General features: G+C 39.8%; 20 protein-coding genes. 8 read left to right on the forward strand and 12 right to left on the reverse strand.

The window, feature by feature from the left end:
* Positions 1–51: 51 nt before the first annotated feature.
* From ccoG to ABDZ97_RS01645, 3 genes are read left to right on the forward strand one after another with little or no spacing between them, the layout of a single operon-like run.
* Positions 52–1,446 carry a cytochrome c oxidase accessory protein CcoG gene (ccoG, locus tag ABDZ97_RS01635; RefSeq protein ID WP_343784418.1) on the forward strand — a complete coding sequence of 465 codons (1,395 nt, stop codon included), beginning with the start codon at positions 52–54 and terminating at the stop codon, positions 1,444–1,446.
* 4 nt (positions 1,447–1,450) lie between these two features.
* Complete coding sequence (locus ABDZ97_RS01640) at positions 1,451–1,879, forward strand: FixH family protein (RefSeq protein WP_343784420.1); 429 nt, start codon at positions 1,451–1,453, stop codon at positions 1,877–1,879.
* A gap of 2 nt (positions 1,880–1,881) precedes the next feature.
* The gene (locus tag ABDZ97_RS01645; protein WP_343784422.1) at positions 1,882–2,631 is read left to right on the forward strand and encodes a sulfite exporter TauE/SafE family protein; all 750 of its coding nucleotides are present in this window, start codon (positions 1,882–1,884) and stop codon (positions 2,629–2,631) included.
* Positions 2,632–2,981: 350 nt separating this feature from the next.
* On the opposite strand, the gene ABDZ97_RS01650 is transcribed toward ABDZ97_RS01645, so the two are convergent.
* Together ABDZ97_RS01650 and katG are read right to left on the reverse strand one after the other, a co-directional pair.
* The gene (locus tag ABDZ97_RS01650; RefSeq protein WP_343784424.1) at positions 2,982–3,533 is read right to left on the reverse strand and encodes a hypothetical protein; all 552 of its coding nucleotides are present in this window, start codon (positions 3,531–3,533) and stop codon (positions 2,982–2,984) included.
* A gap of 519 nt (positions 3,534–4,052) precedes the next feature.
* A complete protein-coding gene (katG, locus tag ABDZ97_RS01655; RefSeq protein ID WP_343784426.1) occupies positions 4,053–6,359 on the reverse strand; it encodes a catalase/peroxidase HPI in 2,307 nt (768 codons plus the stop codon).
* 100 nt (positions 6,360–6,459) lie between these two features.
* Between katG and ABDZ97_RS01660 the strand changes: the two genes are divergently transcribed.
* Genes ABDZ97_RS01660 through ABDZ97_RS01670 form a run of 3 tightly spaced genes read left to right on the forward strand, consistent with a single transcriptional unit; the run spans position 6,460 to position 9,709 of the window.
* Positions 6,460–7,410 (forward strand): LysR substrate-binding domain-containing protein, encoded by a 951-nt coding sequence (locus ABDZ97_RS01660; protein WP_343784428.1) that lies wholly within the window; start codon positions 6,460–6,462, stop codon positions 7,408–7,410.
* Positions 7,411–7,461: 51 nt separating this feature from the next.
* On the forward strand, positions 7,462–8,583 hold the full coding sequence (locus ABDZ97_RS01665) for a glycosyltransferase (RefSeq protein ID WP_343784430.1): 1,122 nt from the start codon (positions 7,462–7,464) through the stop codon (positions 8,581–8,583).
* A complete protein-coding gene (locus ABDZ97_RS01670) occupies positions 8,570–9,709 on the forward strand; it encodes a glycosyltransferase (protein ID WP_343784432.1) in 1,140 nt (379 codons plus the stop codon). The genes ABDZ97_RS01665 and ABDZ97_RS01670 overlap by 14 nt, the downstream gene beginning before the upstream one ends.
* A gap of 19 nt (positions 9,710–9,728) precedes the next feature.
* On the opposite strand, the gene ABDZ97_RS01675 is transcribed toward ABDZ97_RS01670, so the two are convergent.
* On the reverse strand, positions 9,729–10,448 hold the full coding sequence (locus ABDZ97_RS01675; RefSeq protein ID WP_343784435.1) for a cell division ATP-binding protein FtsE: 720 nt from the start codon (positions 10,446–10,448) through the stop codon (positions 9,729–9,731).
* A 145-nt stretch (positions 10,449–10,593) separates the two neighbouring features.
* Here ABDZ97_RS01675 and ABDZ97_RS01680 point away from each other — a divergent pair, with 145 nt between their 5' ends.
* Positions 10,594–13,692, forward strand: coding sequence for a tetratricopeptide repeat protein (locus ABDZ97_RS01680; protein WP_343784438.1), 3,099 nt, complete (start codon positions 10,594–10,596; stop codon positions 13,690–13,692).
* On the forward strand, positions 13,664–15,391 hold the full coding sequence (locus tag ABDZ97_RS01685) for a TonB-dependent receptor (protein ID WP_343784440.1): 1,728 nt from the start codon (positions 13,664–13,666) through the stop codon (positions 15,389–15,391). The genes ABDZ97_RS01680 and ABDZ97_RS01685 overlap by 29 nt, the downstream gene beginning before the upstream one ends.
* 462 nt (positions 15,392–15,853) lie before the next feature.
* On the opposite strand, the gene ABDZ97_RS01690 is transcribed toward ABDZ97_RS01685, so the two are convergent.
* The 9 genes from ABDZ97_RS01690 to dprA form a co-directional block, all read right to left on the reverse strand.
* Positions 15,854–16,564 (reverse strand): hypothetical protein, encoded by a 711-nt coding sequence (locus ABDZ97_RS01690; RefSeq protein WP_343784442.1) that lies wholly within the window; start codon positions 16,562–16,564, stop codon positions 15,854–15,856.
* Between the two features lie 135 nt (positions 16,565–16,699).
* Positions 16,700–17,185 (reverse strand): helix-turn-helix transcriptional regulator, encoded by a 486-nt coding sequence (locus tag ABDZ97_RS01695; protein ID WP_343784445.1) that lies wholly within the window; start codon positions 17,183–17,185, stop codon positions 16,700–16,702.
* A 15-nt stretch (positions 17,186–17,200) separates the two neighbouring features.
* A complete protein-coding gene (locus ABDZ97_RS01700) occupies positions 17,201–17,725 on the reverse strand; it encodes a hypothetical protein (protein ID WP_343784447.1) in 525 nt (174 codons plus the stop codon).
* A gap of 276 nt (positions 17,726–18,001) precedes the next feature.
* Entirely contained in the window at positions 18,002–18,793 is a 792-nt protein-coding gene (locus ABDZ97_RS01705) for a hypothetical protein (RefSeq protein ID WP_343784449.1), read from the reverse strand.
* A 261-nt stretch (positions 18,794–19,054) separates the two neighbouring features.
* A complete protein-coding gene (locus ABDZ97_RS01710) occupies positions 19,055–19,354 on the reverse strand; it encodes an HPF/RaiA family ribosome-associated protein (protein WP_343784450.1) in 300 nt (99 codons plus the stop codon).
* A 96-nt stretch (positions 19,355–19,450) separates the two neighbouring features.
* A complete protein-coding gene (locus tag ABDZ97_RS01715; RefSeq protein WP_343784452.1) occupies positions 19,451–19,795 on the reverse strand; it encodes a BlaI/MecI/CopY family transcriptional regulator in 345 nt (114 codons plus the stop codon).
* Positions 19,796–19,923: 128 nt separating this feature from the next.
* Positions 19,924–21,699, reverse strand: coding sequence for a T9SS type A sorting domain-containing protein (locus ABDZ97_RS01720; RefSeq protein ID WP_343784454.1), 1,776 nt, complete (start codon positions 21,697–21,699; stop codon positions 19,924–19,926).
* Between the two features lie 175 nt (positions 21,700–21,874).
* Positions 21,875–23,080, reverse strand: coding sequence for a C1 family peptidase (locus tag ABDZ97_RS01725; protein ID WP_343784456.1), 1,206 nt, complete (start codon positions 23,078–23,080; stop codon positions 21,875–21,877).
* Between the two features lie 63 nt (positions 23,081–23,143).
* Positions 23,144–24,265, reverse strand: coding sequence for a DNA-processing protein DprA (dprA, locus tag ABDZ97_RS01730; protein ID WP_343784458.1), 1,122 nt, complete (start codon positions 24,263–24,265; stop codon positions 23,144–23,146).
* Between the last annotated feature and the right edge of the window lie 52 nt (positions 24,266–24,317).

The raw sequence follows: 24,317 nt of genomic DNA on the forward strand, positions 1-24,317 counted from the left end.
CAGAATAACACGAAGAGAGTAAATAATTTTCCACTAGTAAATGCCACAAACATGGAAGAACAGGAAACGTACAGAGATAAAATCGCTACAGTTGATGAGAAGGGAAAACGGATCTGGATTTTTCCTAAAAAACCATCCGGGAAGTTCTATGACTACCGGAAATGGGTAAGTTATTTATTGTTGGTATTCCTGTTTGCCGGTCCGCACATTAAGATCGGTGGAGAGCCGATGCTTATGTTCAATGTTATTGAGCGAAAGTTTGTCATATTCGGACAGGTTTTCTGGCCACAGGATTTTTACATTTTTGCTATCGCCCTGGTGCTCATGGTGGTTTTTATCGTCCTGTTTACTGTTATCTACGGTCGTTTATTCTGTGGATGGGTCTGCCCCCAGACGATTTTTATGGAAATGGTTTTTCGGAGAATTGAATATTGGATTGAAGGTGACTGGACACATCAGAAAAAACTTGATCAGATGCCCTGGAATGGGGAAAAGATCCGAAAGAGAATCCTGAAGCATGCTATATTCTGGGGAATTTCATTCCTGATTGCCAATACGTTTCTGGCTTACATAATCGGGGCGGATGCCTTGTGGGAAATTCAGACAGCGAACCCAATGGAACATCTGGGAGGGTTAATCGCTCTGATTATTTTCACCACAGTGTTTTATGCCGTTTTTGCACGGTTACGGGAGCAGGTTTGTACAACGATATGTCCCTACGGACGACTACAGGGAGTTTTGCTGGACCGCAATTCAATAGTAATTACGTATGATCACGTACGAGGAGAAGAGCGGGGAAAATTCAGAAAAAATGAAGATCGAAAAGAGTCTGGAAAAGGAGATTGTATTGATTGTGGTCAATGTGTAAACGTCTGTCCTACAGGTATCGATATCCGAAACGGGACGCAACTAGAGTGTGTCAATTGTACTGCTTGTATAGATGCCTGCGACCACATGATGGAGTCCGTAGGACTGGAAAAAGGATTAATTCGCTACGATAGTGAGAATGGAGTGAATACGGGAACCCGATTCAGATGGACGAGACGAATTAAAGCGTATACGGCTGTATTGGCGCTTCTTTTAGCAGTTTTGGTTGTACTTGTTGTGACACGTACAGATTTTGATGCAACAATTCTGCGACAGCGGGGGGCGACTTATCAGGAGTTACAGGATGGACGTATTAGTAATATTTACGAGATTGACCTGTCCAATAAAACGAAAAAGGAATATACGGTGGAACTGCGTATCCTGGAAGGAAAAGGAGAGATAGAAGCGGTCGTCAAAGACATGGTGCTTTTACCTGAAAAACACATGCGTGAACGATTTCTGATTAAAATGGATCAGGATGACGTGAAGAAAGGAAAGAATGAGCTTATTATCGGAATATACGGAAACGGAGAACTGATTACGAAAGCAAGAACAACATTTATCGGACCATTATTGTAAAAAGATGAACTGGGGAAAAGGAATAACCATTGCGATTATAGCATTCATGACATTTATCGTTGTACTGATTGTCAACCTGATGTCAAAGAATGTGGATTTAGAGTATGAAGATTATTATATGAGAGAAGTTTCGTATTCGGACAGAATTACGGCAGAATCAAACGGATTACCTTTTGTAAGAACAACACGGGTTCAATTTACGGAGGATGCGTTGGTAATTTTATTACCGGATGACTTTCCGGCAGTTGATTCCGGTCTGGTGCATTTTTACAGACCGGATAATGCCGGAGCAGATGTGCGAATGGAACTTACCAATGAGAAAGAACAATTCTTTCCGATCAAATTATTTAAATCGGGAAGATATGAGATCAGAATGGAGTGGACTGGAGACGGGAAGCCGTATTTCCTGAAAAAAACCGTATTTGTTCAGTAGTTATGGAAACATTAATAGGAGTTGCTGTTTTATTGGGGTTGGGGTCGAGTTTACATTGCCTTGGAATGTGTGGACCGATAGCTTTTGTGTTACCGCTGAACCGAAGTAGTTTTGGCACCAAAATTTCCGGAACCCTAGCGTACAATTTAGGACGTGTCGTTACGTATGCGATCCTGGGAGCTGTTTTTGGTTTTATAGGAAAGAGTTTTGAATTGATGGGCATTTTGCAAATTATGTCTGTGGTATTCGGTGCTTTGATAATTCTGGCAGTTATTTTTCCCCGGCTGATAACGCGTTTAGCTCCGGTTAATCGGGGGTATCTCAGATTCAATAACTTCATTCAAAAGAAGCTGGGATATTTTCTCAAAAACAAGTCGGCTTCAGCTCTGTTTACCATAGGTCTACTGAACGGATTATTACCTTGTGGTATGGTGTATATGGCGTTGATGGGATCGTTGGTATACGGTTCAGTTTCCGAAGGTGTTTTATTCATGGTTTTCTTTGGATTAGGAACGATTCCGGCAATGGGTACAGCAACCTATTTTTCAAATGCAATATCGTCAGGTTTGCGGAAGAAATTTCAGAAAGCTGTCCCATACGTAATGGTCGTTTTCGGTGCTTTAATTATTATCCGTGGTCTTAATTTGAACATTCCCTATTTATCCCCTCAGGTAAAGATGAATGCAGAAAAAGAAGTAACTATGAGTTGCTGCTCAAAAGCAAAGACCTGTGATGTTCAGGCAGAGGAGTAAGGTAAAGCCTCTCGTATTTTAGTTAGTAGTTTTCATCTTTGTTTAAGTATAAACGTAAACAAAAAAGCCCACTAATTAAGAAAATTGCTAATTATAATAAGTGTTGTACCCGAGTGTATCTTATCTCTTTAATTTATTATTAAAGCCCATTCTCTCATGCAGGATTCGCACGACCTCAATTGTGCTTTTATCTGTTTCCTGATAAAAATAATAGGCCTCAATGTTTTTTGCCCTTTCAGTTCCGGACATTTGTCAAAATTTATTTCCCATCATTTTAAGAGAGCAAATTACAGTGAATTCCTTATCGAAATTTAGCCGCAATGAGCTATACACATATTGTGCAACGGGTTTTATATTCTACTTAATAGGAATCCGCTAATTATAAAAATCAAGGATGTTAAAACAAATGGTTTTTTGCTTTTATAAATGTCGGAAATTAAATTCCAGCAATACATATAGATGAAAATAGGAACCATAAAACCCAAATAAGGAAAGTCGTTTTCAATTGAAATGTCCGTTTCGCCAATCACCCAAATCATTCTTATTAGGAAGAGTAGTGTTCCAAAAAAAATCCACATGGAGTTTGTCTGTGCAAATCGCAACTTTGTAGTTTTTCTTTTTATTCTGGCAAACGGTCTGCTCATCCAGAGATAGGTTGTAAAGCAAAAGGCGAAGGCAACTGAAGTAAACCCGATTAAAGTCAGATAATAAAATGTGAGTTCATAATCAATAACTCTATTCCAACTTGACTCAGCTACAACAGTCCTAAATTCAGCTATTTTTGAAATTTGCCGAAATAATGTGTTGAAAGTAAAACTGAATCCAATTCCAATTGCAACACCGCTATAAAATTGGAATTTTCCAATTTCGTTAACTGTAAAGTCAGATTTGATATTTTTCAATTCAGCGTTATTATTTTACTACCATTTTAATCACTTCAGTACCTTTTTCGTTTACCGCTTTTAGCATATATATATTCCGGGAGGAAGATCTAAATTGTAATTTTTATAATTTACTTCATAAGCAGTATTGCTCAATTTTCCATGAAGGAGCTATTCCTTTAAGTATGCCTTTTTTCATTGTCAGTTTTTCATAAATGACGCCCAACATACGTATAACCCCACCATCAGACTACAAAGCTGTCAACCATTTGTTGACTTTGTGTACCTTTTGGTGTTGGTATTTGTACCTAAACTAAACATTTTCTGAGGATTGACAAATTATTCTTTTTTTAGCAAAAGAACTTCTGAAGAGTTTACAACCCCTCATGCTTACATGTGTGTAAATTTTTGTTGTTCTGCTACTTTTGTCCTCGCCATCATACAAACGATCGGCTTTTTTCTTTTTTAGGGATAAGAATAGAAAAAGTAAAAGACCATCCACAGGTTGCGAATGGTCTTTTTTGATTTTAGGGGTTTATTCTATTTCAAATCGTAACGATCCAGTTGCATTACTTTTACCCAGGCAGCTACAAAATCCGTAACAAACTTTTCTTTTGCATCGTTGCTGGCATATACTTCAGCAAGAGCGCGTAATTCTGAATTGGACCCGAAGATCAAATCGGCACGACTTGCTGTCCACTTTTGCTTTCCTGTTTGTCTGTCGTACCCTTCGAAGACTTCCTGAGTAGCATCTACCGCTTTCCAGATGGTATTCATAGCAAGCAGGTTTACAAAGAAATCATTGGAAAGCGTTCCCGGAGCAGTAGTAAAAATGCCCTGTTGCGATCCGTCGTAATTTGTTCCTAATACACGCATTCCACCGATTAGGACGGTCATCTCCGGAGCCGTTAAGGATAAGAGTTGAGCTTTGTCAATCAATAACTCTTCCGTAGAAACCGTATAACTTGTTTTCAGATAATTACGGAAACCATCAGCCATTGGCTCAAGAACACTAAAAGAGGCAGCATCGGTTTGGTCTTGCGTTGCATCTGTACGTCCAGGGACAAACGGAACTTGAATAGTTATACCTGCGTTCTCTGCTGCTTGTTCCACACCGACACTTCCGGCTAATACGATCAGATCGGCAAGTGATATTTTACTGCTTTTTGATTGGTTGTTAAAAGTAGTCTGAATGTCTTCCAGTTTAGCAAGAACCTTCTTCAATTGAGCAGGATTGTTTACTTTCCAGTTTATTTGTGGTTCAAGACGTATACGTGCGCCATTAGCTCCTCCCCGGAAATCAGATCCTCTGAAAGTAGAAGCGGAAGCCCAAGCTGTAGAAACTAATTCACTTACAGTTAATCCGGAAGAAGCAATCTGTTTTTTCAGGGTAAGGATTTCTTTATCATTTACGAGTTGGTAATCAACAGTGGGAACAGGATCCTGCCAAATGAATTCTTCTGCTGGAACCTCTGGTCCCAGGTGTAATGCTTTTGGTCCCATATCCCTATGTGTTAACTTGTACCAGGCGCGGGCAAATGCTTTTTGAAATTCATCCGGATTTTCGAGGAACCTTCTTGAAATTTTTTCATAGATCGGATCAAAACGAAGTGAAAGGTCGGTGGTCAGCATTGTTGGTCTGTGTTGTTTCTCCGAATCAAAAGCATCAGGAACCATCACTTTAGGATCTTTTGCGACCCATTGGTGAGCACCTACGGGGCTTTTGGTTAATTCCCACTCTTCCCCGAAAAGACTCTTAAAGAAACCATGTCCCCATTTGGCAGGTGTAGTAGTCCAGGTAACCTCCAGTCCGGATGTTATGGCGTCTTGTCCTTTACCGGATTTGTAGCTGCTCGTCCATCCGAGTCCCTGCTCTTCAATACCTGCTGCTTCAGGCTCCGGTCCTACATGAGATGCAGGCCCCGCACCATGTGTTTTTCCAAAGGTATGACCACCAGCTATCAACGCTACTGTCTCTTCATCATTCATTCCCATTCGACCAAATGTTTCGCGGATGTCTTTTGCCGCTAAAATCGGATCGGGATTTCCGTTAGGCCCTTCGGGATTCACGTAGATCAACCCCATTTGAACAGCAGCTAACGGATTTTCCAGTTCTCGATCTCCCGAATAACGATTATCATCAAGCCATTTGGTTTCTTTTCCCCAGTACACATTACTTTCCGGTTCCCAAACATCTTCCCGTCCTGCACTGAATCCGATCGTTTCAAACCCCATCGATTCCAGTGCCACATTTCCGGTCAGAATCATAAGATCCGCCCACGATATTTTGCTTCCGTATTTTTGTTTTATAGGCCAGAGCAGTCTTCTTGCTTTGTCCAGATTGGCATTATCCGGCCAACTATTTAAAGGGGCAAACCGTTGCTGACCTTCACGAGATCCGCCCCGACCGTCTCCGGTTCGGTAGGTACCTGCGCTATGCCAGGCCATTCGGATAAACAGCGGTCCGTAATGCCCAAAATCAGCCGGCCACCAACTCTGTGAGTCAGTCATGAGATTACGAAGATCATTTTTCAACGCTTCATAATCGAGTTGATTAAAAGCCGCTTCGTAATCGAAATCTTTACCCATTGGATTCGACAATTCGGAGTGTTGCCTCAAAACGGATAAATTTAACTGATTAGGCCACCAATCCTTATTGGTTGTTCCTTTCATTCCGGTTGCGGGTGTTGTTTCTTCTGTTCTGGAAGAGGTGCCTTCGGAGTGATTCTTCGCGTTCTGTGTTCCCCCTGAAGCATGAAAAGGACAGCCAGCCATTCCTTCTGAAGCATCTTGCCCTGTCACATTGAAAACCAGAACTGTAAATGCAATTCCTAATGATTTTTTCATAATGTATTTATTTAAAGAGTGATCGTTTTTATTTTTCAAAATTATGTCGTTATTTTGATCTACAAAAACTATATTTTCAATATTAATATTGACACCATCAATGAATATTCAACAATTTCAATACATTATAGCTCTGGCGGAGTATAGACATTTTGAACAGGCTGCAGAAAGTTGCTTTGTAACGCAGTCAACCCTTAGTACGATGATTGCCCGTTTCGAAGAAGAGATTGGTATTCCTGTTTTTGACAGAAAGAAGAAACCGGTTGAACTGACAAAAGAAGGAGAGCTAATTGTGGAACAACTAAAACAAATCAACAAAGAAATTGACAATCTTACAGTAATTACACAAGAAATTAAAGGAGAAGAAAAGGGAAGTTTGAGCATTTCAGTAATCCCGACTGTGGCACCATTTCTACTTCCGAGGTTTTTACACAGTTTTGCCGAAAAATTTCCAAAACTCGATATTCAGGTTACAGAACAAACGACAAGCGAGATTATACGCAGAATCAAGTCCCGGGATTTGGATATAGGTATCATTTCTATTCCTGTCCATGAAAAGGATATTATGGAAGTGAAACTCTATGATGAACCATTTGTCTTTTATGACTCATCTGTTTGTACTGCTGACTTTATTACAGCCAGTGACCTCGATGTCAGTAACCTGTGCCTGCTGGAGGAAGGACACTGTATGCGAACACAAGTACTTGAGCTGTGTGATGTCCATGAAAAGAAGATTAACAATAAGCTGAATTTTCGCTACAAAGCAGGCTCCATTGATAGCCTGTTGCGGTTTGTAAAAGCAAACAAGGCCTCAACACTCTTGCCGTACTTGTCAGCCATTGAACTTTCTCCGGAAGAAAGTAAAAAGATCGGTCAGTTTACGAACCCGGTTCCTTACCGTACCATTGGTTTGGTAGTACATCGTCATTTTGTAAAACATAAAATTTTGAAGCACCTTGAAACGGAAATACTAGAGCGGGTAAGCGCGGTTTTACCGGAAAGAGATCTTGTCGGTCAAAAGTTGATGCCGATTGGAACAGAGAATTCGTAAAAATAGAACCTAAAAGGTAGAAGTATTCCTGACTTTCGTAGTTTTGTCGAGGTGGCAGCAAGAAAACATATCATTGTATCCGTAACAAACGATCTGGTAACGGACAATCGGGTCGATAAAGTCTGTTCTTTTCTTATGGAGCAGGGCTTTATAGTTACGCTTGTCGGCAGAAAAAGAAAAAATAGTCTTCCTATGCCGGACAGAAAGTACAAATGTGTGCGCATGAAATTATTTTTTGACAAAGGCGCATTGTTTTATGCGGAATATAATATTCGCCTGTTTCTGTTTCAGTTGTTTCACAAAAGTTCACACCTTTTAGCCAATGATCTTGACACCCTTTTGTCTGGATATCTGGCAGCAAAGATCAAAGGAAACCGGTTGATTTACGACACGCATGAGTATTTCACAGAAGTTCCCGAGTTGGTGAGCCGACCCCGCATTAAAAGAATCTGGGAGCGTATAGAAGAGTGGATTTTCCCGAAGTTAGAGGCGATTTACACTGTGAATGACTCGATCGCTTCGCGTTACAGTGAAAAATACGGGAAGAACGTTCGTGTTGTGCGGAATGTCTCACGTAAATGGACGCCCAAAGACATTGTACCAAAAAGTGAACTGGGAATTCCGGAAGACAAGAAACTATTGATTGTTCAGGGAGCCGGCATCAACATCGACCGGGGAGTAGAGGAGGCAGTGGAAGCCATGAAATATACAGAAGGGCTGTTTCTTATGATTGTTGGAGACGGAGATGTCGTTCCGCAACTAAAAGAACAGGTAGCGCGAGAGCAGTTGGGAGACAAGGTGCGGTTTTATGGAAAACGACCCTTTAATGAATTGATGTACTATACATTTCATGCAGATTTCGGGTTAACACTCGACAAAGACACCAACCTGAACTATCGGTTTTCATTACCCAATAAAGTATTTGACTATATTCACGCAACCACACCCGTACTGGCATCGGATTTGCCGGAAATTCGCAAAGTGGTGGAAGGATACCAGGTGGGAACATTTATTCCATCGCATGATCCGAAAGAATTAGCAGCGTTCTTTATGGAGACCGCCCGAAATGAGGAACAGTTGACCTACTGGAAGCAGAACTGCCAGCGAGCGGCAAAAGAGTTGTGCTGGGAACACGAAGAAGAGGTTTTAAAAGAGATTTATGAAGTCAGCTGATACGTCCGGAATACATATTGTTTCATTCGATGTCCCTTATCCCTATAATTACGGAGGAGTAATTGATGTATATCATCGTTGTAAAGCATTGCGGGAAATCGGTATGCGTGTTATCCTGCATTGTTATGAATATGGAAGGGGAGAACAGGATGCGTTGCTTGAGGTAGCTGATGAGGTGTTTTATTACCAGCGGGATACGAACCCTTTTTTACTACTTTCGGCAGTTCCGTTTATTGTGAGAAGCAGGGCCGATCAGGCGTTATTGAAAAACCTGAAAAAAGATACCTTTCCAATCCTATTTGAAGGAATCCATACGTGCTATTTTATTAGTCATAAGTCATTACAAAACCGGTGGCTGGGAGTTCGGGCACATAATGTGGAACACCATTATTATGAAGAACTGGCGAAGATTGAACCGAAATTAAAAAAGCGGTTGTTTTTCCGTTCGGAGGCAATAAAACTAAAACAGTTCGAACGTATTTTTTCCTTCGCGGATGAAATTCTGACCGTAACCCCCAAAGACAACGCCTATTTTCAGGAACACTATGGTAAAGGGGTATACGTTCCTGTTTTTAACCCCTTGCATTGGGGAGCGGGAGAAAGAGGGACAAAGTCCTATGCACTTTTTCACGGAAACTTATCGGTCATGGAAAATGAGAATGCGGTTCGCTATATCATAAATGATCTTTGGGAATCGGACAATGGACTGGAACTGGTCATTGCAGGAAAAGACCCCTCGGAAAGCTTTACAAAGTGGCTGGCTTCCCGGAATTTTAAGATTAAAGTACTTCCCAATCCGGACAACGAAGCACTAAACCGACTGATCCGCGAAGCAAAAATCAATCTGTTACCCACGTTTCAAAATACCGGAATTAAGCACAAATTATTGAATGCTCTGGCAAACGGAGGATATTGTTTGGCAAATACAACTATGGTTGAAGGAACAGGGCTGGAAGAGCTGTGTCAGATCGCCAATACTCCTTCTGAATGGAAAGAAAAGATACGTGAATTAGCAACCCGACCTAATAATCCGGCAGCTTTTGAAGAAAGAACAAATAAGCTGAAAGCAATTTTTGATCTAGAACTCAATGCGAGATTGATACGCAGTTTGACAGAAGCAAAGTAAACCGGTTTTTGCTTTTTTCTTATTCCTCCCGTTTACTGTCTCCGGAAGAGAACGGGTCGAAATCCTTCATGGTAGTAAGTGTCTTAATCTTCCCTTCTTCCACACGGATTACGCGGCCTCCGAATTGTTCCATAAGCGAAAGATCATGCGTAGCCATCAACACAGCGGTTCCCTCTCCGGCTATGGCAACAAGTAATTGCATAATCTCTTTCGACGTATCGGGATCCAGGTTTCCGGTTGGCTCATCCGCCAGAATGATTTCCGGTTTATTGATAAGCGCACGGGCAATAGAGATACGTTGTTGTTCTCCTCCTGAAAGTTCATGCGGCATACGGTATGCTTTTTCTCCCAATCCAATCAGGTTGAGTACTTCCATTCCGCGTTGTTCCATGGCCTTTTTGCCTTTCCATCCGGTGGCTCTCATAACAAAAACAAGATTTTCCATCACCGTTCTGTCCATGAGCAGTTGGAAGTCCTGGAAGACAATTCCGATCTTCCTGCGAAGAAAAGGTACATGTTTACGTTTGAGCTTGCGCAGATCAAACCCTGCAACAGAACCGGTTCCGTCAGCCAGCGTTGCTTCTCCGTAAAGGGTTTTCAACAGACTACTTTTCCCGCTTCCTGTTTTACCGATCAGGAAAACAAACTCACCCTTTTTCAGTTCAAGATCCACATCAAACAGCACCAGATGATCCTGTTGATAGATCTTCCCATTATGAATATCAATTACCTTTTCCACCACTACGAAAATAGTACAGATAAAAGAGGTTACCGAACGACAACAGGAAATTATCTTAACATGATAGGGTGTAAAACTTTTGAAATGCCCGCCTGAACAGCTCTAAACTAGGTGTAACTTTATAGTTTAGAAAAGTTATTTGGACATGGTACGTATTTTGCTTGTGGCTTGTTTAGTGATTCCTATGCTACTAAATGCGCAGGAGACAGAGAGATACAACTCTGATGATGCGCTATTCTACCGGGCTGAAGAATTGTTCCAGAAAGAACAATACAGCGCGGCTCGTGAGGAGTTTGCCCGCTACATCGCAACCTGTAAACCCTCCAATGCCCCTTTTTATGTAAAAGCGAGGTATTACGAAGGTATGTCCGCTCTGGAGTTATACAATGATGATGGAGTAAAGCTGCTGGAGCAGTTTCTCACAGATTTTCCGGAGACCATATACCGCCACCAAATCTATCTTAGGCTTGGAAAGTATTATTACCAAAAGAAAAAATACAAGGAAGCAATTCTTTGGTATGAAAAACTGGATAAACAGGATGTTCCCGAAGCGGATCGAAATGAGTATTTTTTTAAGTTAGGATATGCGCATTTTCAGGAAGGGAATTTTTCACCTGCACGGGATGCTTTTTTCGAAGTAAAAGATTCGCAAAGCCAGTATGCGGCTCCGGCAACTTATTATTACGCGCATATTCATTATCAGGACAAGTCCTACCAGACCGCGTTGGAACATTTTGAACGCTTGTTGGACGATGCGCGATTCAGAGAGGTAGTTCCGTATTATATCACACAGATCTATTATTTACAGGGAAATTATGAAAAGGTAGTTGAGTTTGCTCCGGCAATTATGGATTCAATGGCTACGGCAAATTCTACGGAGATCAATCACCTGATCGGGGATGCATATTACAAAATCGGGAAGTACGATGAGGCTGTTCCTTTTCTGCGGGAGTACAATAAGACGGCAAAAACGACACGAGAAGACGATTACCAGTTTGCTTTTGCTTTGTACAAGTCAGCAGCGTATGAAGAAGCAGTAACGTATTTTGATAAAGTTACTCGAAAGAAGGACGAACTGGGGCAGGTTGCTTTTTACCACATCGGAGAGTGTTATTTGAAATTGGAGAACTATGCCTATGCACGAACCGCTTTTGAGCAGGCTTCTTTTCTTGATTTTGATGAAAAAATTCAGGAAGACGCGTTGTACAACGCCGCGATCTTATCCTACAAGTTAGATATTAACCCGTACGATGAGGCGATTGAGGCGTTTGAGTTGTATCTGGAACGTTATCCGAACTCTAACAAACGGAAAGACGTGTACCAGTATCTGGTAAATGTGTACATGACCACAAAAAACTATGAAAAAGCACTTCATTCTATTGATGAAATCGGAACTCCCGATATCCGGATGAAGAGCGCCTATCAAATGATTGCTTTTAACAAAGGAGTAGAAGAATTTACAAAATCCGATTATGAAAGGTCGATAGCCTCTTTCAAGTTGGTGTCACGCTACCCTGTGGAAATAGAATTAATCGGGAGAGCCAATTACTGGATCGCGGACGCTTATTACCAGATGAAAAATTATGAGCAGGCTATCCAGGCCTATCGTTATTTCCTTGCAAACGGGGGAAGCTTGTTGGGGCAGTTGAGAGCCGAGGCGTATTACAATATTGGTTACTCATACTTCAATCTGAACGATCGTATCCAGTCAGTAGAAGCTTTCAGAACGTACACACAACAAACGTTTGTTACGGATCAGAAAAAACTGGCAGATGCCAATATGCGGATTGCAGATGCTTTTTACCTGAGTTCTCACGAAGAACCGATAAAGAACGATGCGGCAATAGAGTATTACGAAAAAGTGGTGCAGGCCAATCAGGGCTTCAGTGACCGTGCCCGTTTCTACCAGGCAAAATGTTATGGTTTCAAAGACCAACGGAATAAGCAATTACAGTCTTTACTGGACATTATCAACAATTATCCTGGATCGCCTTATCTGGTCAAATCCATATTTGAAGCGGGAATTGTAACACGGAACCAAAACAAGGACAATGAGTCTATCCGTTATTTTGAGCAGATCTTAAATGATCACCCCAATAATATTCTGGCAAAAGACGCTTTGTATGAATTGGGGGTGACTTACCTGAGAAAAGCAGATTATGAAAAAGCGGAAAGCTATCTGAATCGTGTTTTACTGGAGTATGGAGGAGATGAGCAGATTTGTAAATATGCTTCGCAAAAGATGATTGAGGTTTACCAGAAGTCAGGAGAGCCGTTTAAGATTACGCAACTTGCCCACAAATATCCTTGTGCGGGAATTACAGGCGATCTTCAGGATTCTATTTATTTCAATACAGCGTATGACCTGTTTCTGGATAGTAATTACCGGGAGGCAATACCTAAATTTATTGAATACCTGGATGCTTATCCGGAAGGGTTGCAGAAAAACCGGGCAGTGTATTTTATTGCACAATCGCATTATATCCTGGGAGAAGAAGAACAGGCGTATACGTATTATCTCCGGGTTTTGGAGGGCGATCAGCGGGCTTATCATGAAACGGCTCTTGCACGGGCGGCGGTTTATGAATACAACACCGGAAATTATGCAGATGCGATACTGCATTACAGCCGATTGAAAGAGGAAGCATCCACACCGCAAAGGATTTATGCAGCTCACCTCGGTTTGATGCGTTGTCATTTCTACCTCGAAAACTGGGCAAATTCATACGAAGCAGCTAAAGTTGTATTCGAAAACGGATTGGCAGAACAATCAGAAAAGCTGGAGGCACAATTTAGTAAAGGTGTTTCACTGGCCCGACTGGAGCGTTACGATGAAGCACTGGAACCGTTAAACTATGTCATTTCAAAGACATCTACTGTTTTGGCTGCGCAGTCAAAATACACACTGGCTGAAATCTATTACCATAAGGGGGAATATAAAACATCAGAAAATCACATTCGTGAACTACTGAAAATGAAACCCGCCTATGATTACTGGATTGCCAAAGCGTTAATCTTGCAAACCCGAAACCTGATTCAGGTGGAAGATTTGTTCCAGGCTGAACATACATTAAACTCGGTAATTAATAATTATACCAACCAGACCGATGGTATTCTGGATGAAGCCAATGAATTAATGCAGGAGTTGATGCAGCTCAAAGACAAACCGAAGGACCTGGAGGAGAAAGGAGATTACATCATTGAAATGGAAGAAAATGCGCAGGAAGGAGGTCAGAATGAATAAGGTAAAAGCACTTTTAGCGGTTATAGTATTGACGTTCTCTGCAGCGGCACAAAATGAAGGCGGTTATACGTTCGTGTATGAGGCTGAACGGGAAATAGAACCTGTTTTTCGTATTGCTGAAAAACCTTCCGTATTGGATACCGTAATGCCTGTTCCGCAGGTAAGTTATCCGCTATTGTCCTTGAAAAAGGAGCATAGTTTTGAACTGGAAAAAATAGATCCTGCGCGAATTAAATTGGTTGATAAATTACCACAACTCTACCACAGCTATGTGAAGTTAGGTTTTGGTAATTATACAATGCCACTGGGTGAGGTGTTTATTAACTCAACGCGTTCCCGGAAATTTCATTGGGGGATTAGCGCAAAACACCATAGTTCATGGGGAAAAATAAAAGGATATGCCCCGTCTCAGTTTGACCGTACCCGGTTGGACGCTTACGGTAAAATGATCGAGAAGGAGTACACCATTACAGCAAAAGTGAACTATTTTAACCAAGGGCATCATTTTTATGGCATTCGTAATGAAGATGTTCCCGGAGATAGTATTCGCCAACGGTTTAATAATACAGGTGTGTTTGGAGAATACCACTCGCATAAGAAAGACAGTGCGAACCTGAATTACAAGATTGGCGTTGAATACAACAATTATTTTGACAGAAAACGTGCGGATACATTGGAAAAATGGAAGGCTCGTGAAAACTATCTCGGAATCTATTCTTCGTTTGATTACAAGTTGAAAACAGAAGTGTATGCCGCTGATTTTAATGTCCGGTACAACAACTATAAATACGGAATTGAAGATTCAACATTGATCGGATTGGATTCGGGGTTTGTAGACAACAACGTACTGGTAAATATTAAGCCGAATATTACCACCATCGGTAAGAATGGAAAATGGTCGGTGAACGTCGGGGTGGACCTTGTACTGGACGCGAGGGAAAAAACGAAATTTATAGCTGTTCCGCTGGCAAAATTCCAGTATTCCTTCTTCAATGACATTCTTATTCCGTATGTAGGATTAAACGGAGGCGTTCGCCAGAACACGTTCAAACGTGTGAGTCAGGAGAATCCATTCGTTTCATCTAATCTTGAATTGAGAAATGAATACAACGCCCTGAACCTGAACGGAGGGATCAAAGGAGTATTGTCAAAGAAGGTTTCCTTTGATGTTAATCTTTCTTTCGGGAAATTCACCAATAAATTACTGTATGTGGTGGATACAGTTTATTCCGGAGGCAATCGTTTTACGGCAGTTTATGACACTATGAACATAACCCGGATAGAGGGAAGTATCTCCTATCAGGCAAATGAAAAACTGAAAATTGATCTGATCGGGCAGTATTACAGTTACATGACACGGTTCTATCCGTACGCATGGAACCTACCGGAACTGGTTATAGGGCTTCGTGGTCATTACAACTTGTTTGATAAGTTTTATGTGAATCTTGATCTGACAATGCAGGGAGGAAGAAAAGCGATGGAGTATGCTCTAGGAGAGGATATCCAGGAGGAAGAGTTATTCTATTACAGGAAACTGGGCTTCCTTGCAGATGCAAATCTGGGGATTGAATACCGTTATAATAAACGGATATCGGCTTTTTTACAGTTCAATAATTTTGCAGCGCAACAATACCAACGCTGGCAAAATTATCCTGTTCAGAAATTCCAGGTTCTGGGAGGGGTAACATTCCGATTCTAATACAAGAACAAAATATGAAAAGCACGACATTTTGGGTCGTGCTTTTTTCTTAGACAATATTGTACGCAGCTATTTCTGTTTTTATATTTTGTTAGATTATTTGCAGGTACTGAGAACTAATCTTTTTACCATTTTTTTCGATAAAATGCCGAAGAAGTTAGATTTTCTGTGAATGGTATTTTAAGCGTTTTTCGTTGTCAATTCAGTAAATAATGAAATGGTCAGAATTGTAGTTTTCCGTGTCAATGCAAATAAGTTGGTCAAACTCTTTAACTTTATGCCCTGTGTTTCTGTCAATAAGTGTAAAAACAGAAGGTCCAGTCGCAGCACAATTACCTCTAAACAAAATTGTCTTGTCAAATTCTTTGATTAAATGAAAACCAACTCTATAAGTGATTGCATATAAACCACATCAAGTGTATCAATTATAGATTGTGACAATATAGCTGCTGTTAGCAGTAGTTAATTTCTGTCCTCTGTGATTTCGATCTTCCTTATTTCCGGATGTTTCAACAGACATTCTGTAAATTCAGCTAATTCACAAATAAGAGAGATTGTGTCTTTTGTTGTCATTGCTGTTCTCTCGTTTTCTTTAAAATGAATTTCCGATTGAGCATTCTTATAATGAACCTCTTTCGGTTGCTTAAACTGTGGTCTATAATAGCCGTTGTTATGAATGGTATTTCTTAGAGCGTCTAGGCAAGTAATAAAATCTTCTGGAAAACAACCCACTATTTTATTGACCTTGTCCAATGGCTTTCCTTTGCCTTCAGCCAGATTTAATTTGTCAATAATAATTCGAATAGTTGTTTCAAGTTGATGATAAAATGAATGAAAAAGATAAAACCGAATAGATTGATCAATGTCTTTGAAGTGACCAAGGTATCCAGATTCTTTCATTAATTCAAAGGTGTAAGTTTGAATGAAATCTTTATCCCAATTTTCTTGTTTGATGTAATCCACCGTTCTGTCGAAATGAAATCTCACGGATAATGAAGCTGACATATATCGACCCAATGTTCCTGGTCTAAAATCTCTTTGCTTAAAAAGATCAGGCTCGTTCTTTAAATACCATTTCAGTCCTGCGTTTAATCCTTTTTCTAAATTGATTAATAGTTTACAGAACAACGGATAATTATGTAAAACTTCAGCTTCTATTTCTTCTTTCCTCATAATTGCTGGTAACAGTTCCGCGTAGGCGTTTATGCCGACACTCGAATATAGGGAATTTTGGCTTAACGCTTAGAGTGTGTTATGCGTATTAATCTTTAGTGTTTTTGAATTTCTTGTTGCAAGTATTTTGCAAAATTAAATAGCTAACAAATCGCTTAAATTGAATTTATCATATTCACCCCGATGAGATCGTTTCGCTTCAATTAATTCATTCTTAAGCTGCACTTCAAGCAGTATTTCCGCATTTATTTTAAATAGCTTTTCAAGCATTAGTGCGTGTTCAATGCTAAATTTTCTCTCACCGTTAAAATACTTGTTAATATTTCTAGGTGAGATATCGATATACTCAGCGAATGCTCCTTTCTTGATTTTAATTTGTTTGAGAAGTGAATTTAAAAACTGACCTAAAAGAATAATATCTTCAGGGTTCTCATTGTCGGCATAGTTCTTTAACGAAAATCGAAATCCAGTTAAAATGTCATTTATCTTTTCTTCCGAAGATCTTTTTTCATATAATCGACGTCTATATTCTCTAATTGAATCATGTTCCTTTTTTGTCAATTCTTTTGAAATGTTACCACCAATAACATCATCAAATTCTATTTTTTTATCTTTTTTCATTTTACAATCTTTTAATTAAGCTAAATCATCCTCATCACCTAAATATTCTTCAATTAAAAGTCGACTTTGGTTTTGGTGTATTTCCATATATCCCCAAGGATTCATAACAGTACCATACTTATCTCGATACAATTTTTCTAATTTCTTTTGATCCTCTTCGTTATTACTAAATGCCTTAAAAGTTAAAATACCTTTGTCCTCATCTTGCCCCTTTTCAAAACTTAAACCACATGCATAAGCAATTAAACAGCCAGATACCCTCTTGTATTTTCCTTCCGATCCCTTGTTATGAGGAGCAACTTCCAAATAATCCATGAAAGGCCCAAATGTATCATGCATTGAAAAAATCATACAACCTTCTATTATCTTAGGTGTATCTTCCTTTACCAAAATAAATGCCGTTTTATCTTTTGGTAAACTATGCTTATTAAAATTGAATTGCCAAGCATCTTTTACAGAAGGCATTTCTTTAGCATTTCCCTCCTTAATGATTCCTCTTATTAATTCATTCGAGTCAACTTCTAATATTAGTACTTTCATTAATTGTTCTCATATTTTTCTGCTTGTTATTCTATCAAATATACATAAAAAACGTCAAATATGTATGATTTATTTTTTAAGTCGTCAAAATTGTATGAGAATAAGGTGGGGATTTTTTGAAGATAGTGCGTCTTTATTGCGCATAACGTTTAGTATATGGCAAGTAGGGAAGTAAAAAGCAATATCCGCCAGCTGGCGGTGTTGGTTAGTAAATAGCACAGACCTTTCGTAAACCACTGAACGCCCTATTTGCTATATACCGTGTTAGCTAATTTTTTAATCTTTACCGCATTGACATTCTTCAATTAAGTTTTCTTGGTGGTAGTTGATATAATCTCTAGCAGCCAAAAGCACTTTGTCATAATCAAAATTAAGACTTCTAACGAAGAGCCCTTCATAGAAGTTATTGGTGTCAAGCCCTTCAAAAGATTTGGTATGCACGATTTCGTCTCTGAAATTCTTTAAGTCTTTGATTAAATCGTATTTGTGAGTGAATTCGCCAACAAAATTCTTTCCTTCAAACTGAGGCACCTGAGGAATTACTTTTTTTATTTTCTCCAAGAACTCAATATGTCGCTGTATCTGTAATTTGTCGAACAGTTCAATTCTTTTGTTTTGGATTTTTCTTCTGTATTCAAAATCTGCTGGAATTGATTTGTTGATAAATGCCTCAAGAGATAAAAACAGGAAAATGATAAAATTGGATGCATTAGAATAATACCAATAGAAATCTCCATTTACAGCATGAAAATCTTTGTAATCAGCAGAAAGTTTAGAGAACAGCTCATCTCGTCTGCTCTTTATCGTTTTGTGGTAATGTAGTGCTGTATCAAAGTAAATAACAATTGGATCTGGTTCTGGGATCAAATAGATTTTTCCTTCGTTTTCGTATTTAAAGGTTTGAACCATTTTGTTATCCTCTGTAAAAGCATAAGCAAAATATCCATCCATTCTTTTGTCGGCTATTTTTGTCAATTCAACTTCATCAACAGGAGCGTTGTTTAATACTTCTGCTGCCCCCTCTGATAATTGAGCAAGCTTGACATATTTTTTAACTAAGTGCTTCATGTTTTTTCATTTCAGGAATTGTAGCTAACTAATATACACACACACCAAAGGTGCACGATCACCCGAATGTAGCATAAAATTATAAATCGTCAAAGGGGCTTTTTATGTTTTGTAAACTACTGGTAATGAAGTGTGTGTAAAACCTCTATTGTGCTGCTACTTTTGTGCTCTAAAAGCCCTTGTATGTACCTCAGATCAGTTCTGCTTTGTTAAAAGAATGTCTTGTACTGTTCTTTTTCTTATACATTATCGCTATAAATACTAGTGTGCCACCAGTTCGTCTTTTCTCTTTTTTAGTTGAATTTCCAAATCTTCGGAAACTCCGGCTGCTGCTGCTTCAAAACTTGCTTCATCACAAGTGGCATGAATCTGAGGTCCGGGTAAACTGATTTTCACCTCACAAATCCATCCTTTACCTTTTGTCTCCTTTTCGGATTTAAAGAAAACATCTGCGCTGATGATCCAGTCAAATTTTCGTTTAAGATTATCCAGTTTTTTGTTTATTATTCCTTCAGCAATTGGATAATGCTCGGTATTAATGAATTGAATGTTAACTTTCATATCTTCAAATTTTATGCGTTAATGTTACCTAAAAGTAACATGAACAGAAAATAGAGAAACTGATGAAAATCAGGCTTTGAACTGATTTTAACCAGGTTATTTCAATAAATCATCAAGCGTTTTTGTCTTGTTGTAATAGGAGAGAACAGCTTCGGTATTATTATCAAAATACTTTGTAATAAGGTGCTTTGCCAACTCGTCCCGATACGTTTCCTTGCTAATTTTGGGAGTGTAGATATACCCTCTTCCTTTCGGTTTGTGTCGGACAATTTTCTTTCGTTCAAGAATCCGGATAAGGGTGGATACTGTGTTGTATGCCGGTTTGGGTTCAGGATAGAGAGCAAGAAGATCCGTTACGGTTGCTTGTCCTAATTCCCATAAGCGCAACATAACCTGCTCTTCAGAAGCAGTTAATCTCAGTGTATCCTTTTCCTTTGTCATAGGCACGTAAAGCAGAAGCAATTACAGGGTTCATTTTACAGTGCAAAGGTATTAAAAAAAGAAACAGGGTATCAGGAAGAGGATCGGGCACGATTTTTCGTACCCAATCCCTTCAGAAATCACAACACTTATTCTTTTACCCATTTAATAATCTGGTGATTGCCTTCTGCTGCTACTTCAATAAAATAAATGCCGGTAGCAAATGTCGCAGTAGATAAAGTATGTTCATGACTATGTGACGTTTCGGATGAAATAACCTGTCCGTATTGATTCATAACACGAACAGTAAATTTTTCAGCTACAGCTGCCTGAATCAGAACAAAATCAGCTCCCGGATTAGGATAGGCAACGGCTGCAAGAGTATTTACATGTTCTGTTATACCTGAAGTACCGCCCTGTCCTCCTTCTACTTCATTATGAAGTTTGATAACAAACAAATCTGTAAAGCCGGTAGACGTCAGATTAGCTTCTCCTTCTCCTGCATCACTATCCAGCAAACCGGCAAAATTACCACCAAGATAAACACTTCCGTCAGTGGCGAGAGAAATCGCCGTTGCATGACTGTAGTTACCTGAAAGTGTATTTGTAGCATAATATTGTGTGTACACAAACTCCCCGTCTCCTTTCAATTTTAGCATAACAGGTCGGTATTGTGCATTTGTTCCTACGATCGAATCACCGACTCCGGGATTCATGTCGGTTGGTCCGCCAATAAAACCTGCGATATATAGATTATTCCCGGAGTCTACCGTGATATCGTAAAAAACGTCTTCTTTCCCGTTTTCATCTCCGATAGCTGCTGCCCAATTAAGTGTTCCTCCGGAACTGTATTGAATGATGTAAGCGTTAATAGACAGGTCGAAATTGAGCAAGAATGAATTTTCAGAAGGATCAACCTCCATTTCTCCAACGAATGTACCGATGAAACTGACATTTCCATTGTTGTCTACAGCCAGTTTAGATGCGTTATCCACATAGGCATTTCCCATTCCATTTGACCACTGATATTCTCCCGATTCATTCAGTTTACAAATGAAAATATCGGTTTGTCCGAATACAGGTAGTGTTTCAACAACGTTCGGATCCGGGTTCATATCATTCGGATTATAATAAACACCGGAGGTCGTATATTCTCCGGTAATGTAAATACTGTTGGCTGCATCAACTTCTATACTTTTAATGGAATGAGCAACTATTCTTTTTACCCAGATAAATTCCCCGTTTTCGTTGAGTTTTAGTACATATTGTGCCATTTTATCCCCTTCGTTTAGTTCAGCATCCGGGTTTCCTTCTTCAAACACCATGGGGAAATTGCCGTTGGAATAATATTTTCCGCCGACAATGAGGTTTCGATCATTGTCAAGAGCAAGTGCCATAATTTTGTTGGAATTGGCAATGTTTCCTACTCCATAATCCTTAACCCATAAGAAGTTACCATTTGCGTCTAACTTTAGAACAAAAGCACTTGTCCCAACTCCCATCGGGTGGCTTGTCAGGCTTTGTTCTCCCGCACTCGGATCAAAATCAACTGTTCCGGTAAAAAAACCACCGATGTAAATATTATCTGCGTCATCCACAACAATATCGGAAATAATATCTTCGTCCTCATCACCTCCAAAAGTAAAGGCCCAAAGAAGGTTTTTGTCCTCATCGTATTTGGCAATATAAGCATCTTTTAACCCACTGGATGTAAGTTGAGTCGTTCCGGCATTCGGATCAAAATCTCCGGTACCCTGCAAGATACCGCCTATAATAAAGTTGTTTTGGCTATCTGTTGCCAGAGTTGCTATCGAATTATTGGCCGTTCCTATGGCTGTTGCAAAAGACCACTCCAGTTCCTGGGAGTGCGCAATCTGTGTGAATAATGATCCGCACAGGACAGGGATAAGTAAATGGTTTTTCATGTTGTTTTTTGAACAAAGTTAGGCGGTGAATGACTACAGGTAAATACGCCGAATGTCTTATTCTTGCAACAACAAAGCGGATGGGAGAAATGTGCTGAAAAACTGAAGAAGCGGTAGTGATGCAAAGAAAAAGGTGCTGCAAACCGCAGCACCTTTTTCTTATCAGTAGCCGTATTTATAGTTTTAACTTGCTGCGGATATCCTTTGGAAGGGCATCCTTATGCAAGTAAACATTAATAGTTTTATATTTAAAATAGTTTTGAGAAACATACAAATACCCTTCCGGGTGATTTCCGGTTCCCCACGAGTTTTTCACAAGATAAAATGGCGTTCCGTTAGCTTCTTTATAAAGCCCGGTGATATGCATACCATGGTCATCCTGAGTGGTTTTGTTGTCATATCCTTCCTGACGTAATTCCTGAGTGATTGCAAGCTCTTTTACCGGTTGAAGGAAAGCATTCGACTCACGTTCAGCGCCTGCATCCGAGAAGTTTTTATTGTCAGCACCTTTTATTTTTATTGTTGACGGATCTTCCGGAACAATAGCGATCCCTTCTCTGAAGTTGAACCCGGATTCGGAAACGTCTGCCCCCCAAGCTACTGTATAGCCATTTTTCAATGCTTCTTCAGTTACGCGCACCATATCTTCCAACGGAACATTATAACTTTTTCCCCATGCCCAGTTGTCCGGAATAGCCAACATGCACTCCTCATAAAAAGGATGGTTGGTGAACGAAGTGATACTTACATAATCATCCATGTTTAAACCGATGTGTTTTGCAAAGCTCTCAGGCGTATACTCTTTTCCTTTGTAAGTAAACTTTTCAGGAACAGCACCTAGATAAGCATCCAGAATCCCTTTTAGTCCGTTTTTCCATACCGAAGAAAGAGAGGTTCCTTTTCTCATGTTTTTGACGTATTCCAACACGCCATTTACATAACCTTCTACAGCACTGAACATCTCACTGTGATTGTGTTTATCAGAACCATAGTTTAACCCCTGATAAGCTTCGGAAGGAACTATCCCATATCTTTTAATAACGTAGGGGATATCATGAAAAGCCCCTCCTTGAGAAAAGTTTACTGTTCCTCCCATTCGGATATACTTCTCAGCTTTTTCCTGATACGCATTTCGCACAATGAACATTTCGGATAAGGTAGGGGCATCTTTTACTCCTTTTCGAATCAGTTCAGACTCAAAAAAGGAAAGAGCTGAAAAACTCCAGCAAGTACCTGTATACCCCTGGCTCAGTACGGGAGTAGCATCGTGATGAGCTACTTTTTCAAATTTATATTCACTATTCTCCTTGTTGGTAACAACTTGGGAAAAAGAAGTACCTATGAAAAGACAGGCACCGATAAGTATGGATATTTTTTTCATTTTTATTTGGTTTTGGGAGGTGAAAATAGTGAATATATGATGAAACATCAAGAAACACGGAAATTAGCAACGAACCAGTAATTTTTCACCCAACTGATACCTTTTCCCGGGAAGAGCCTGTAAAAAACCTGAAAGTTCCATTTTTAACAAAAGGCTGCTTAATTGAGCTCTGGGTATCTGGCTGATAACGGAAATCGCATCAAGCGATAACTTTTCTTTTTCCCGGAGTAGTTCGAAAATGAGTTGTTCATTATGATCTAGCGCTTCTGAAAGGGCAAGTTGTTCTCCAGTTTCATTTTTTTCGGGAGTCCAGCCCATATAGGTCAGAAGTTGTTCCGGAGAAGTTAATAAATGTGCTTTACTTTCGGCAATAATACGGTTACATCCTCTTGAGTACTGTGAATAAACCGACCCCGGAAAAGCAAACACATCTTTGTTATAATCATTGGCAAACTCACAAGTGATCAGAGAACCTCCCTTGGTGTCACTTTCTACAATAATTACAGCATCAGCGAGCCCGGCAACAATCCGGTTGCGCATAGGGAAGTTGACACTGTCAGGAATAGTTCCGGGGATATACTCGGTCAATAGTCCGCCATTTTCAAGCATCTTTTCGGCAAGACGTTTATGTGCTGCTGGATAGATTCTGTCCAGTCCATGTCCGAGTACACCGATTGTGGGGATGTTTTCTTTGACACAAAGTTGATGGGTTATACCATCAATGCCATGAGCAAGCCCACTGATGACTGTGATTTGTTTGTTTTGTAATGTGGTTATGAGGTTGCTGCAAATTTGTTTTCCATAGCTTGTTGCATTTCGGGTTCCCACAACGGCTACTGTTCTTGGTGGATTACTATCAAAGTTACCCTTTCCGAATAGAAATACAGGACCGTCTTCGGTCTGTTTTAATCTTCGGGGATAGTTGTCATCGAGGTAATAAAAAATCCGATGGTTTTCTTTTGTAATTTGTTCCAGCGTGATCTCTGCTTTTGCCAACGCGTTTTGTAAGTTTTTTTTCGAAAATCGGGTGTTGCGGATTCCGGGTATCTTGGAGAGTACAGCTTTGCGTTCTTCAAATACGGCTTGTGCTGAACCGAGATAAGCGATTAGGTTTTTAGCTTTAATGCTTCCGATCCCATCAATAAATGTAAGGGCAAGCGGAAATCGATAATCTGCTGTTTTCAAGTTGTGTACGTTTAGGTTAGGACTACAAATATACGAAACGGTTTCTGATAAA

Origin of the sequence: Wandonia haliotis (assembly GCF_039523435.1) — a bacterium.
Lineage (GTDB): Bacteria > Bacteroidota > Bacteroidia > Flavobacteriales_D > Crocinitomicaceae > Wandonia > Wandonia haliotis.

What these genes read in the sequence shown, in the direction of transcription:
- ABDZ97_RS01710 (WP_343784450.1), bottom strand. Translation starts at nt 19,354, where the DNA reads ATGAAAGTTAACATTCAATTCATTAATACCGAGCATTATCCAATTGCT.
- ccoG (WP_343784418.1), top strand. Translation starts at nt 52, where the DNA reads ATGGAAGAACAGGAAACGTACAGAGATAAAATCGCTACAGTTGATGAG.
- ABDZ97_RS01670 (WP_343784432.1), top strand. Translation starts at nt 8,570, where the DNA reads ATGAAGTCAGCTGATACGTCCGGAATACATATTGTTTCATTCGATGTC.
- ABDZ97_RS01685 (WP_343784440.1), top strand. Translation starts at nt 13,664, where the DNA reads ATGCGCAGGAAGGAGGTCAGAATGAATAAGGTAAAAGCACTTTTAGCG.
- ABDZ97_RS01690 (WP_343784442.1), bottom strand. Translation starts at nt 16,564, where the DNA reads ATGAGGAAAGAAGAAATAGAAGCTGAAGTTTTACATAATTATCCGTTG.
- ABDZ97_RS01640 (WP_343784420.1), top strand. Translation starts at nt 1,451, where the DNA reads ATGAACTGGGGAAAAGGAATAACCATTGCGATTATAGCATTCATGACA.
- ABDZ97_RS01720 (WP_343784454.1), bottom strand. Translation starts at nt 21,699, where the DNA reads ATGAAAAACCATTTACTTATCCCTGTCCTGTGCGGATCATTATTCACA.
- ABDZ97_RS01725 (WP_343784456.1), bottom strand. Translation starts at nt 23,080, where the DNA reads ATGAAAAAAATATCCATACTTATCGGTGCCTGTCTTTTCATAGGTACT.
- ABDZ97_RS01700 (WP_343784447.1), bottom strand. Translation starts at nt 17,725, where the DNA reads ATGAAAGTACTAATATTAGAAGTTGACTCGAATGAATTAATAAGAGGA.
- ABDZ97_RS01715 (WP_343784452.1), bottom strand. Translation starts at nt 19,795, where the DNA reads ATGACAAAGGAAAAGGATACACTGAGATTAACTGCTTCTGAAGAGCAG.
- katG (WP_343784426.1), bottom strand. Translation starts at nt 6,359, where the DNA reads ATGAAAAAATCATTAGGAATTGCATTTACAGTTCTGGTTTTCAATGTG.
- ABDZ97_RS01660 (WP_343784428.1), top strand. Translation starts at nt 6,460, where the DNA reads ATGAATATTCAACAATTTCAATACATTATAGCTCTGGCGGAGTATAGA.
- ABDZ97_RS01680 (WP_343784438.1), top strand. Translation starts at nt 10,594, where the DNA reads ATGGTACGTATTTTGCTTGTGGCTTGTTTAGTGATTCCTATGCTACTA.
- ABDZ97_RS01645 (WP_343784422.1), top strand. Translation starts at nt 1,882, where the DNA reads ATGGAAACATTAATAGGAGTTGCTGTTTTATTGGGGTTGGGGTCGAGT.
- ABDZ97_RS01695 (WP_343784445.1), bottom strand. Translation starts at nt 17,185, where the DNA reads ATGAAAAAAGATAAAAAAATAGAATTTGATGATGTTATTGGTGGTAAC.
- ABDZ97_RS01705 (WP_343784449.1), bottom strand. Translation starts at nt 18,793, where the DNA reads ATGAAGCACTTAGTTAAAAAATATGTCAAGCTTGCTCAATTATCAGAG.